This window comes from Leclercia sp. 119287 (assembly GCF_009734485.1).
In the GTDB taxonomy this organism is placed as follows: domain Bacteria; phylum Pseudomonadota; class Gammaproteobacteria; order Enterobacterales; family Enterobacteriaceae; genus Enterobacter; species Enterobacter adecarboxylatus_C.
In genome coordinates this window covers 3,019,386-3,031,896 of record NZ_CP046445.1, presented here as the reverse complement: position 1 = coordinate 3,031,896, position 12,511 = coordinate 3,019,386, and the positions used below count along the sequence as shown (strand labels likewise).

General features: G+C 53.9%; 13 protein-coding genes and 1 pseudogene. 11 read left to right on the top strand and 3 right to left on the bottom strand.

The window, feature by feature from the left end; all coding sequences use genetic code 11:
- Positions 1–3: 3 nt before the first annotated feature.
- The 11 genes and pseudogenes from GNG27_RS14630 (at position 4) to GNG27_RS14575 (ending at position 8,631) form a co-directional block, all read left to right on the top strand.
- Positions 4–681, top strand: a complete 678-nt coding sequence (locus GNG27_RS14630) for an HK97 family phage prohead protease (protein WP_156264121.1) — start codon at positions 4–6, stop codon at positions 679–681.
- Between the two features lie 2 nt (positions 682–683).
- Positions 684–1,841 carry a phage major capsid protein gene (locus tag GNG27_RS14625; protein ID WP_156264120.1) on the top strand — a complete coding sequence of 386 codons (1,158 nt, stop codon included), beginning with the start codon at positions 684–686 and terminating at the stop codon, positions 1,839–1,841.
- 34 nt (positions 1,842–1,875) lie between these two features.
- Positions 1,876–2,202 (top strand): head-tail connector protein, encoded by a 327-nt coding sequence (locus tag GNG27_RS14620; RefSeq protein ID WP_156264119.1) that lies wholly within the window; start codon positions 1,876–1,878, stop codon positions 2,200–2,202.
- Positions 2,202–2,456, top strand: a pseudogene (locus tag GNG27_RS23895) (phage head closure protein); the annotation flags it as partial. The gene GNG27_RS14620 and the pseudogene GNG27_RS23895, both read left to right, overlap by 1 nt.
- 527 nt (positions 2,457–2,983) lie before the next feature.
- Entirely contained in the window at positions 2,984–3,454 is a 471-nt protein-coding gene (locus GNG27_RS14605) for a hypothetical protein (RefSeq protein WP_156264118.1), read from the top strand.
- A complete protein-coding gene (locus GNG27_RS14600; protein WP_156264117.1) occupies positions 3,451–3,939 on the top strand; it encodes a DUF1833 family protein in 489 nt (162 codons plus the stop codon). The genes GNG27_RS14605 and GNG27_RS14600 overlap by 4 nt, the downstream gene beginning before the upstream one ends.
- A 9-nt stretch (positions 3,940–3,948) precedes the next feature.
- Positions 3,949–4,329, top strand: a complete 381-nt coding sequence (locus GNG27_RS14595) for a nitrite transporter (protein WP_156264116.1) — start codon at positions 3,949–3,951, stop codon at positions 4,327–4,329.
- The gene (locus GNG27_RS14590) at positions 4,326–5,843 is read left to right on the top strand and encodes a host specificity factor TipJ family phage tail protein (protein ID WP_156264115.1); all 1,518 of its coding nucleotides are present in this window, start codon (positions 4,326–4,328) and stop codon (positions 5,841–5,843) included. Before GNG27_RS14595 ends, GNG27_RS14590 begins: the two co-directional genes overlap by 4 nt.
- A 54-nt stretch (positions 5,844–5,897) precedes the next feature.
- A complete protein-coding gene (locus GNG27_RS14585; protein WP_156264114.1) occupies positions 5,898–7,988 on the top strand; it encodes a hypothetical protein in 2,091 nt (696 codons plus the stop codon).
- Positions 7,989–8,071: 83 nt separating this feature from the next.
- Complete coding sequence (locus GNG27_RS14580; RefSeq protein ID WP_156264113.1) at positions 8,072–8,311, top strand: hypothetical protein; 240 nt, start codon at positions 8,072–8,074, stop codon at positions 8,309–8,311.
- Entirely contained in the window at positions 8,311–8,631 is a 321-nt protein-coding gene (locus GNG27_RS14575) for a hypothetical protein (RefSeq protein ID WP_156264112.1), read from the top strand. The genes GNG27_RS14580 and GNG27_RS14575 overlap by 1 nt, the downstream gene beginning before the upstream one ends.
- A gap of 429 nt (positions 8,632–9,060) precedes the next feature.
- On the opposite strand, the gene GNG27_RS14570 is transcribed toward GNG27_RS14575, so the two are convergent.
- From GNG27_RS14570 to GNG27_RS14560, 3 genes are read right to left on the bottom strand one after another with little or no spacing between them, the layout of a single operon-like run.
- Entirely contained in the window at positions 9,061–10,026 is a 966-nt protein-coding gene (locus GNG27_RS14570) for an ABC transporter permease (RefSeq protein ID WP_156264111.1), read from the bottom strand.
- On the bottom strand, positions 10,023–11,003 hold the full coding sequence (locus tag GNG27_RS14565; protein WP_156264110.1) for an ABC transporter permease: 981 nt from the start codon (positions 11,001–11,003) through the stop codon (positions 10,023–10,025). The genes GNG27_RS14570 and GNG27_RS14565 overlap by 4 nt, the downstream gene beginning before the upstream one ends.
- A complete protein-coding gene (locus GNG27_RS14560) occupies positions 10,996–12,477 on the bottom strand; it encodes a sugar ABC transporter ATP-binding protein (protein ID WP_156264109.1) in 1,482 nt (493 codons plus the stop codon). Before GNG27_RS14560 ends, GNG27_RS14565 begins: the two co-directional genes overlap by 8 nt.
- Between the last annotated feature and the right edge of the window lie 34 nt (positions 12,478–12,511).

Below are 12,511 nucleotides of genomic sequence, written 5' to 3'. Positions count from 1 at the left end.
GAGATGCCTGAGATTGTAAAAACGCTGTCTTTCGACGAGACAGAAATCAAGTTCACCGGTGACGGGAAGCAGGGCGTTTTCGAAGGATACGCTTCTGTTTTCAATAATACCGACTCCGACGGCGACATCATCCTGCCCGGCGCTTTCAAAAACGCCCTGACCAACCAGACCAGAAAAGTGGCGATGTTCTTCAACCACAAAACATGGGAATTGCCGGTTGGAAAGTGGGACAGCCTCGCCGAGGACGAAAAAGGCCTCTATGTGCGCGGTCAACTGACGCCAGGGCACAGTGGCGCTACTGACCTTAAGGCGGCAATGCAGCACGGTACGGTTGAGGGGATGTCGGTTGGTTTTTCGGTTGCTAAAGACGATTACACCATCATTCCCACCGGTCGCATTTTTAAGAATATCCAGGCGCTGCGCGAAATCAGCGTCTGCACCTTCCCGGCCAACGAACAGGCTGGCATTGCAGCCATGAAAAGTGTCGATGGCATCGAAACCATTCGTGATGTGGAGAACTGGCTGAGGGATTCAGTCGGGCTCACCAAATCACAGGCAGTTGGGTTAATAGCCCGGTTTAAGTCAGCGATTCGGAGCGAGTCCGAGGGCGACGGAAACGAAGCACAAATCAACGCTCTGCTTGAGAGCATCAAATCCTTCCCTTCTAATTTAGGAAAATAATTATGTCTGAACTCGCTCAAATTCAAAAAGCCATCGAAGAGTCCCAGCTGAAAATGACTCAGCTTTTCGATGCCCAGAAGGCAGAAATCGAAAGCACCGGCATGGTGTCCAAACAGCTGCAGTCCGACCTGGCGAAAGTACAGGAAGAGCTGAGTAAATCCGGCACCCGTCTTTTCGACCTGGAACAGAAACTGGCTTCCGGCGCCGAAAATCCAGGTGAGAAGAAATCCTTCTCTGAGCGTGCAGCTGAAGAGTTGCAGAAGTCCTGGAATGGCAGCAAAGGTAGTTTCGATGCGAAGACCTTCAACAAATCCCTCGGCAGTGATTCAGCTTCAGCGGGCAGCCTGATCCAGCCGATGCAGGTTCCGGGAATCATCATGCCCGGCGTGCGTCGCCTGACCATTCGTGACCTGCTGGCGCAGGGCCGAATTTCCAGCAACTCTCTGGAATACGTGCGTGAAGAGGTGTTTACCAATAACGCCGACGTGGTGGCTGAGAAGGCGCTGAAGCCTGAATCGGATATCACCTTCAGCAAGCAGACCGCGAACGTGAAGACCATCGCTCACTGGGTACAGGCATCCCGTCAGGTTATGGACGACGCGCCAATGCTGCAGTCCTACGTCAACAACCGACTCATGTACGGCCTGGCGCTGAAGGAAGAAGGCCAGCTGCTGAACGGTGACGGCAGCGGGGATAACCTGGAAGGCCTGAACAAAGTGGCAACCGCCTACGACACCGCATTGAATGTCACCGGCGATACCCGCGCGGATATCATCGCTCACGCTATTTATCAGGTGACTGAGTCCGAGTTCAGCGCCTCCGGCATCGTCCTGAACCCGCGCGACTGGCACAACATCGCGCTGCTGAAGGACAACGAAGGTCGTTATCTCTTCGGTGGCCCACAGGCATTCACCAGCAACATCATGTGGGGCCTCCCGGTCGTTCCGACTAAGGCCCAGGCAGCCGGCACCTTCACCGTCGGCGGTTTCGACATGGCGTCTCAGGTCTGGGATCGCATGGATGCTACCGTGGAAGTCAGCCGCGAAGACCGCGACAACTTCGTGAAAAACATGCTGACCATCCTGTGTGAAGAACGCCTGGCGCTGGCTCACTATCGCCCGACAGCAATCATCAAGGGCACTTTCTCTTCTGGCTCATGATGGGGGAGGGCGGGGTAATCCGCCCTTTTAACGTATGGCGATAGATGTTCTGCAGGTAATCGGCCTCAACCTGTTTAAGCAGCAGATAGAGTTTGAAGAAGATGACAGGGACGAGCTGATCACGCTTTACGCCCAGGCAGCCTTTGACTACTGCTATCGATGGTGTGACGAGCCAGCATGGAAGGTGCCAGGTGATATTCCGGCAGCGGTTAAGGGAGCCGTGCTCCTGGTATTTGCTGACATGTTCGAACACCGGACCGCACAAAGCGAGGTTCAGCTTTACGAAAATGCTGCTGCTGAGCGAATGATGTTTATTCATCGCAACTGGCGCGGAAAAGCGGAACCTGAGGAGGGCTCCTGATGGAACCTGGACGATTCAGGCACAGAGTTAGAATCCTGAACTTCACAACCTCCCGGGATTCATCTGGTCAGCCAGTGGAGTCATGGAGTGGTGGCGATCCGGTTCCGGCAGAGGTGAAAGGGATCAGCGGCAGAGAGCAAATGTCAGGTGGGGCGGAGATGGCTCAGGCAACGATCCGCGTCTGGATGCGTTTCAGGCCTGAGGTACATGCTTCCTCCCGCGTCGAGGTGCTCAGTGGCCCATATATCGGACAGGAAGGTAGCCTTGCCTATAAGACACTGTTTATTGCCAGTAAGGCGGCAGCAATGGCGCAGGCAGTGATCAACACTGAACTTGCAGCAACCAAGGCTATGGCGGAAGGCGGGCTCATTATGGGGATCCCTGCGGCCACAGCAATCCGCGCCGTTGGTTATGCGTCAGTGGCGTTGATAGCAGGTCAGTCACTCGCTGGGATGGCGCACGATGGAATTGACCGGGTTCCGGAAACAGGAACCTGGCTGCTGCAAAAAGGAGAGCGAGTGGTTACCGCCAGCACTTCGGCCAAGCTCGATGCAACCCTTGAGAGGGTGCAACAGTCACGGCAGGCCAACGCCGGTGGCACTTTCAATATTCAGAACTCATTTACCGGAAAACCTGATGATGCAACGCTTGAGGCAATCGACCAGCGAAACCGTCAACTGGTGGTTTCGATTCGCAAAGAAATGGCCGCTCAGGTTGTTAAACCCGACAACGATTTTGGCAGAGCCCTGCAGTCCGTTTACCCGAACAGGAGGCGAGGATAATGGCTGACTTAGCATCGTACCCACATGGTTATCTGCCGATGCCACTCCAGGACGGATATGGATTTAAGCCTGTCAGTCCACTACAGAGAACGGCAACAACATCAGGCCGCGCGCGGCAGCGTAGGAAATATACGTCAACTCCTACGATCGCCACTGTGAACTGGATTTTTCCAAAGGATAATCAGGCACAGCTATTTGAATCATGGTACAGGGATGTACTCACCGATGGTGCCGCGTGGTTTTTGATGAATTTGCAAACACCACTCGGTTGCCAGCAAACCTTTAAATGTCGGTTCACTGATATCTATGAAGGCCCAACGTTAGTTTCACCGAAATACTGGCGCTACAGCGCTCAGCTTGAATTATGGGAGCGACCGCTGCTACCGCCTGGCTGGGGATTATTTCCCGAGCTGGTGGCTGGTTCTGACATTATCGATCTAGCCCTGAATAAGGAGTGGCCCGAAGCATGACCAGTGCAGTTCTCAACCGGCTTTACGCATCCGGCGGCGATGAGGTGATTCTGGACACGCTGCAGATCACCGTTGGCGGTCAGAGCTACTGGCTGACCCGCGGCTGGGACGATATTACCGTTACGCTTGAAACAGGCGGTAAGGCGACATTTACCGGATCGGCAATCGACGTGGCATTGCCGGCGCGCAATTCCGACGGCACGCAGGATCTAAAATTCGCCATCAGCAATATCGATGGCGTGGTATCGACCGCAATTCGCAACGCACTGGACAATCTTTCCACTGCCTCATTAACTTTCCGCCGGTACGTCTCCACCGATCTGTCAGCACCCGCAGCCCCCCCGTTCACCCTCGCGATTAAAGAAGGTTCCTGGACAGCAACGGAGGTGCAGATCACCGCCGGTTACATGAACATTCTCGATACGTCGTGGCCACGTTATCGATACACACTGACAGACTTCCCAGGCCTTCGTTACCTCCAGTAGGAAATCATCATGTTTAATCCTGATAAATACCGTTCTGTCGAGTGGCAGAAGGGCGGCCGCGCTTTCCCCTCACTCGACTGCTTTGGCATCGTTAACGAAATACGACGAGATCTGGCACTGGCTCCATGGCCTGAGTTTGCCGGGATTACAAAAGATGATAACGGTCTAGACCGGGAGGCGCGCGGGCTGATGGCTGATCTGCAGCGTTGCGCGCCTGCGCCGGGAGCGGGAATTGCCTGCTATTCCGGCTCAGTGGTGACGCATGTCGCCATCGTCGTGGAGATTGACGGTGTGCTGCATGCCGCCGAGTGTAATCCCCGCACTAACGTGACCTTCCTGCCGCTGGCGCGGTTTACGCGTCGGTTTATTCGCGTGGAGTACTATCAGTGACGATCCGAATCTATCCGTCCCGGTTGCCCGGCGAACCGCTGGAAACCCACCATCATGAAACCCTGACGCTAAGCGCCTGGTTTGCAAAGAACGTTGAGGGCTGGACGCCGTATCAGCAGCACCCGGTTGCGGTTGAAATCGACGGCGTTCCGGTGCCGCCGGCTGAGTGGGTGTTGTATGCCATTCGCCCCGACAGCGATGTAAGGATGTATCCGGTGCCGTACGGTACCGGTGCGGAAATCGCGCTGTGGGTGGCCGTCAGCGTGGCCGTCGCGTCGGCAGCGTACTCGATTTACATGATGAGCACCATGCAGACGGGGGCAGCCAGTCAGCCCGGCAGTGGTGACCAGCTTGAGCTCAACCCGGCGAAAGCCAACATGGCAAAACTCGGCGACCCGGTACGGGAAATCTTCGGACGGTACCGCGTCTGGCCGGACTATGTCACGCAGCCGGTTAACCGCCTGGCTGCGCAGTCAGACCGGCGTATAAACGTCACTCCCACCCGACTTTATGACGGGCATGCCTCACGCACGATCAGCGGGGCGCTGTACCACGTTCTCGAATCACTCGGCTTTAAGCCTGAACAGATTGACCATACAGCGATCGATACGCTGGAGCAGAACTACTGGACGCCCCGCGGTGAGACGTTCGACTGGGCAACCGGTGACAGTAAATCAGCACTGGAAGTGCTGAAGATCATCGCCGGGGCGGGGATGGGCTACTTCATGCTGTCAGATGGCCTGGTGTCCGCCGGGCGTGAAGGGGTGAAAAACTGGACGGGGATGATCACCCCACAGGAAACTACCGAAGAACTGCAGACCGCGTTTAAGGCACCGAGTCAGGATGATTACGACGGGGTCGATGTCACCTATATCAATGGCACGACATGGGCTGAAGAAACTGTTCAGTGCCGGTTGCCTGGGAACCCTACACCAGTGAAGGTGGAGGAATACAAACTGGAGGGTGTGGTGGATAAGGACCGGGCGTACCGTATAGGCATGCGCCGCCTGCTGGGTTACCGCCTGCAGCGCCTGCAGCACACTACAACCACTGAAATGGATGCGCTTTGCTATCAGTTTATGGACCGCATCATTCTTGCTGACGACGTTCCTGGCAGCCAGACCCTTAGCTGCCTTATCACTGAGATGAGCTGGGACAGCACAGCGATCACGCTAACGCTAAGCGAACCGCCGGACTGGAGCTTTCCAAACCCAAGAGTGGTGGTCCGACACCAGGACGGCCGGGCATCGGCGCTGTTGGTTCCTGCGCGCATTGATGATTACTCTCTGCGCATTCCTTACAGTGCCGCGCTGACGCCGGAGGAGTGGGATATGGACAGCCCGTATATTGAGCCGCCGCGCCTGTTGTTCTGCTCATCTTCCCGCGTGGGATATGAAGCACTGGTTGGGGAAATTTCCCCGGGTAGCGACGGGACCAGTAGCGTAACAGCCATTCAGTACCATCCCGGTAAATATCAATACGATGACGCCATTTATCCTGGAGATGTCGCGTAAAACTCAAAAATTTAATTACCCGCTTTGGCGGGTTTTTTTATGCCCGGAGCGAGCATGACAACCTATTTCACGAAAAACCCATTGGGTTCTTCCAGTCCTTACGATCTATTTGATAACTCGCAGAACTTTGACACAGCAGTTAACACCATTACTGCTGCCATATGGCAGGATCGCTTTGGGAAAAATCGCCTGACTTGGTATGGTATCGAATCTCTCGCAATGCAATCGATGCTTAATTATGGCTATATCACGGCGAAATCTTTTGAGCAGGGTTATACCCTCCTCACTCCTAACACTGTTCTGCAGCTCGAGAGCAATGGCGAATACTACCGCTGGGATGGAGACTGGTCACAGCCCAAAGTCGTTCCGCCTGGCTCTACCCCGGAAAGTGCGGGGGGGGTCGGGCCAGGCAAATGGGTTGGGGTTGGTGATGCAGCATTGCGGACCCAACTTTCCGATCCGGATGGTGTCGGAAAATATCCTGAATTACAAATTGCCCGCTGGCGGGATGAGGGAGATGTCCGAGGGTGGGGCATTGCACCCGGAAGTAAAGATAATGTGCTTTTAATTAATAAGGCGATAACGGACTTATCTCTCAGAGGTGGGGGTGAGTTATTATTCAGGACTCCGGGTGTTTACTTGATAAGTGTGCCTATAGTTCCGCGTCGCGGCGTTCTTTGTAAAACCTCACCCGGAACTGTGACCATTAAACTGGCGAATAACTCGAACACAGGCATGGTGGAGAGCTATAAGTTTGACGCATTGCGAGCAAACAGCGCGCATTCTATCGCCGACGATCCTGATTTCACGCAGGATTATGGGTTTGATGGTTTTATCTTTGACGGTAACGGAGCAAATCAGAGCACGGCTACGTTGAAATATGGCGTTAAAATGTACGGTCTCCGTTTAACGCTCAAGCGCTGCATTATTCATAACTTTGCCGGGGTAGGGTTGTTGACTGCCCACGTGGGCGTGGCTGACGATAATTATACTGTTGATATGGCGTCCATTCCTGCCTGTATTGATGAGCTCGAAATCATTAACAGCTTTGATGAGAACTGGATTTACGAAGGGCCATCAGACACACCAATTGGCTCCGTCGTCACTAACGAGAATGGCGATAAAAACAACCCTGGCACCACACCACAAACATCACGGCATTTCCCGGGCGAGCCGGTTCACAGTGTGGTTGTTGCAGCCAATAAAGCCATGCAGGCTGATTACCTGAATTTAAACTCCCCCCGTTTTGGTAAGTGTTTTGTGGTTAAGGACAACTCACGCCTGACTATTGATACGCTAATTACTGCCGGTGGCTGGGGGAATGTGGAATTTGGCGTGAACTGTAACGGCGTGGTAAAAAATAACTTCAGCCAGGCCAACAAAATCAACTGGGGAGGGATCACCAGACCGTTCGTACTCAACCATTCCAACAAGCTTGTTATAACTGACACCATTATTCGACGGGCATCCGGGCAGGATGTCGGGGCAGATGGTGTGTTTGACAGCGGCGGCGCAAACTGGGGAACGGTTGCAAATCTACAGGCTGCAACTCAGGGCGGGCATTTGTTTATCGCTGATGCCGTGAGCATCATGATTGGGCAATTAAAATCGGTTGGCATTGGATCCGTTGGTAGTGATGGGTTAGCGTCAGCTGCACTGGTGACCACAGAGAACTGCGATCAGCTTAACTGCACAATGACGTTCTCTAATGTCTCGCTCGTATGGCGTAACAAGAAGAACGGGCTGATTGGCAATTTCATTGCCGCAGGCGATGTGGGGACTGGCAACAATTTTGCAGAAGGATTAACCGGCACTCCGGCGCTGAATAAGTCATCACTGATGACGATGCAGGCTGTATTCAAAGATGGTGCTGGCGACGTTAAAACAAACAACTTTATCGGCTCTGGCAATATCGATCTAACTTCAACAGGCGGTAAAACCGTAACAATCCCTCACACGTTATGGCGAGCGCCCTCTGTCGAAGAGATTCAGGCGACACTCCGGCACGGTTCATTTACGGCGCCAGGTACATTCTCACCGGTTTACATCAGCTCATTTAACGCAACACAGGTGGTATTACGTGTCGACGTAACAGCCGCGGCCACTGGCACTCCCATCTCACAGGTTGTATGCCGAATAAATTGATGGACTGTGAAACAGGCAATGGAGCTTGATCTGCACACCCTTTAAAACTACTGTATATAAAAACAGTATAAGGAGTGCAGATCATGCCCCGCAAATCAGACATTCACAGCGCATTTGTCGCTGCAATACAGAAAAACCCTAAAGGCTACCAGTGGTTACGCACGGATGACTTCATCCGTGAATTGCGCGCGAGAAACTGGCATTTCAGCCAGGCCGACGCCAATGACTGGATAGAGCGGTATCAGGATTTCTTCGTCGACAAGACGCCTGACCACAGCGAGAACCGTCTCTGGATGCTCCGTAACATGGGGAGGGTGCTGTAATGGGCTTCCCTTCGCCGGCAGGCGACTACGTAGAGACCAGACTCACCCCGGAGAGCATCTGCGGCGTTGGCATCGACACTCGCTTCCTTGAAACATCATCGGGGTTTGCGGTTATTGAGCCGGTCACCAGGCTGGTGCAGGGACAGACTCTGCTGATCCTGTCAGGTGGCCGAACGCAGTTTGCGAAGCTCAGGGGAAGGGCATTAATTACGGATGATGGTGAAGCGATCGAGGGGGCCGAGGCGGCAGAAGTCGAGGTGATGGGCAGGGTGACGTTCTTCATCAACAGCACTAACGCTGACGATGATTCTCCGGTGTAAAAAGCGGTGCGCACCATAAATCTTACAACGGATCGGTGGCGATTTTGCTTGGGTAGGCTGGTGGCGTAAAGCGGAGAAGATAATTTTTGGAAGGAGCTACGCAAAGTTTTAGCTCTTAAAAACTTCGCCATTGTGACTTTTTGATAATCGTAACTTGTTGATTATTCATTTTAAAAAAATAAAGATTAATGGCGAAAAAATGACGTATGTATTTGATAATTTTAAATAACACGCATGATTTAAAATCCCTCGGCGTTCGCGCTGTGTGGGTTCAAGTCCCACTCCGGCTACCATGGGAAAGCAAAGAATAATCAAAGCAATAAGCAGTGTCGTGAAACCACCGAAAGGTGGTTTTTTTGTGCCTGAAATTTGGCTTATCTGACATCATTTCGCGATGGGTGACCGCCTTCGGATTACCTCCTCTGACGATCAGGATCGGCTGAACAGGCGCGACAAATTAGCCCCCTTCAGGAAAATAAACGCCAGCAGCAGGCCGCCCCACAGGGCCATGGTGATATAGCTGCTCACCCCGAGAATGTTCAGACCACTCTCCAGCATCTGCAGCAGGATCAGCGCCATCACCATGCCAAAGACCTTGCCGAAGCCGCCGTCGGGGTTTACCCCGCCCAGCACCGCCGCCAGAATCGATACCAGCAGATAAGACTCACCGTAAGAGGCCTTGGCCGAGTTCAGCTTGGACATCATCAGCAGCGCGGCAATCACGCACAATACCGATGAAAGTATATAAACCCAGATAAGGGTCTTACGGGTGTTGATCCCGGCGTAGTGGGTTGCCTGTTCATTCGAGCCGATGAGGTAAATCGTGCGCCCAAAGGCGGATTTTTCGAGGATCACCCACAGCACCGCCACCACAGCCAGAAACACCAGTAACGGCAGCGGGATGCCGAGGAAATTGGTGCTGTTAATCGCCAGAATGGTGTCGGGGAAGTTCGAGATCGACGAGCCTTTAGAGATCAGAATATTTATCCCCTTCAGCAGGGTCATGATCCCGAGCGTGGCTAATATCGGCGAGACCCGCACCACAGCAACCAAAAATCCAATAACCGATCCAATCACGATAGCCATTGCCAGTCCGGCCGCCAGCACCAGCAGCATACTGCTGAGGGTCGGGGGATAATGCGTGGCGACCCAGGCCATCACCAGCCCACAGGCGTTCATGGTGGCGATGATGGACAGGTTGATCCCACCGGTGAGGATGGTGACCGCCATGGCTAACGCCAGTACCCCGAGGATCGGCATCTGCGAGGCGACAGACTGGAAGTTGGCTGACGACCAGAAGACAGAGGGAATAAGGAAGCTAAACGCGATCACGACGACGGCGATTAACACACTCAGGTAAATCTCAACGCGATCCTGGGTTTTTCTGGCGTTCATGCTACTGCTCCCTGACTTTTGCGCTGACTCCATGCCGTCATGCTGATGCTGGTGACGATCACCACACCGGTAACGACCGTATGCCAGTAAGAGGAGACCCCTGTCAGATTGAGGCCGTTTTGTATCACGGCCAGTAAAATCACCCCCAACAGGGTGCCGAGTAAGGTTCCGCGCCCGCCGACAATACTGGTTCCGCCTAACACCACCGCCGCCAGCACCGTCAGCTCATAGCCCAGCAGGGAGTCGGGGGCGACGGTTAAGACGGTCGCGGACTGGACCACGCCGGCCACGCCGGACATCAGCCCCATATAGCCGTAAACAAACAGCTGCATTTTAAAGATGCCGAATCCCATCCGGGAGGCCGCTTCGCGGTTGCCGCCCATGGCGTAAATCATCCGGCCAATGCTGGTTTTGTTCATGATAAAGCCGGTTAACGCCACCACCACCAGCAGGGTAAGGATTGGCAGGCTTAAACCGTAATCGTAACCATCGGCAGCGGTGAATTTAAACAGCATCACCCCCTGTTCAAACCACTCCGGATAGCTGTACAGCCAGACCCCTTTGGTCAGGTACAGCAGCAGGCCATAAAAAATATTGAGGGTTGAAATGGTAATGATGATGGAGGGCACCTTTAGCCGGTTAACCAGCGTGGCGTTGACCAGGCCGAGCAGTAAACCCAGCCCGCCTGACAGCGCAAACGCCAGGGCAAAGTTGCCGCTGGTGCCCTGTATCAGGGTGACCATAACGTACTGGGAGATAATGGTCATGGCCGGGAATGAGATATCGATCCCGCCGGAGATCAGGACGATGAACAGGCCGCAGGCCAGGATGGTTAACATGGCGTAGTTGTTGATCAGGTCGTAGATATTGCCGAGGGTCATAAAATCGGCGCTGGCAAACGACAGATAGCCGCCAATCAAAATAATGGTCAGCCCGAGGAACAGCTCATGGGTTTTCACCCCGATTTTCTTAACCATTGACGACCTCTGCCAGCGCGGCCTCTGTGGTCTTTTCCGGGAGGATCTCCGCGACGATCTCGCCCTTGCGCATCACTAAAATCCGATGGCTGTTAAAGAAGGCTTCGTCGATCTCATCGGTGATCATCAGCACCGCGATCCCCTTGCGCGACAGGGCAGAGATGATCTGGTAGATCCCGGCTTTATTGGCAATGTCGACGCCGACGGTGGGCGAGTCAAGGATCAGTACTTTGGTGTTGATGGCCAGCCATTTGGCAATCGCCACGCGCTGGGCATTGCCGCCGGAGAGGGTGTTAACGGGCAGATCCACGCTGCCAATTTTTATGCTCAGCTGCTCGACGAGTTCCGCGACGATGCGGTCCGATTTAGACCTGTCCAACAGCCTGAAGGGCGTTTTTAGCCGCTTCAGTACGGTCGAGATAATATTGTCATTGATCGACTGATCCATCACCAGGCCGGTGCTCATCCGGTCCTCCGGGACATAGCCAATTCCGGCTTTCACCGCATCCCGGTTGCTGGCGAAATGGACCGCCTTGCCCTCCAGTACTATCTCGCCGGAATCGGGCTTCGTGAGCCCGAACAGGCTGAGGCACAGCTCCGTACGCCCGGCACCCAACAGCCCGGTGATAGCCAGGATCTCCCCCTGATGGATCTGAAAAGAGATGTCTTTATATTGCTGAGCTTTGGTGAGGTTATTGACCTTTAGCGCCACGTCGCCAATTTTCTCAATCGGCGGCAGGACCGCATAAGAGAACTCTTTGCCGGTCATCAGGAACGCCAGCTTTTTATTATTGATCTCGCTGGCGGGGAAGGTGCCGATCAGGCTGCCGTTTTTCAGCACGCTGATACGGTCGGAGATTTCCAGCACCTCATCCAGCCGGTGGCTGACAAAAACCACGCAGATATTTCTTTTCTTCAGGTCGCCGATCACCCGCAGCAGCCCCTTTACCTCCTGGATGGTCAGCGAGGCGGTGGGTTCATCCATAATAATTAGCCTGGCTTCCTGGGCCAGCGCCCGGCAGATGGCCACGATCTGGCGTTGGGCGATGGGCAGGGAGTCCACGTTGGCATCGAGATCTAATTTCGCATCGATACTCTTCATCGTCAGCGCTGCGATACGGCGGATTTCGCGCTTGTTGACCAGCAGATGGTGGTGGTGCTGGTGAATACCGATATTTTCCGCAACGGTTAAATTGGGGAATAAGGAGAGATCCTGATAGATAACCTGAATTCCGGCTTTAACGGAGTCGATGGGTGAAAGATGAGCGTAAGGTTTACCCTCGATGGCGATCTCAAAACCGGGATCGGGTTTATAGACGCCGGAGATGATTTTAATCAGCGTCGATTTACCGCAGCCGTTCTGCCCGGCCAAACAGTGAACTTCTCCGGGTAACAGCGTCAGGTTGATGTTATCCAGCGCTTTCACACCGTAGAAAGTCTTGCTGATCTTACCCAGTGAAATAAAGGGCGCCATATCTACCTCTCAGGGGCTCATGCCGCACGCCCTG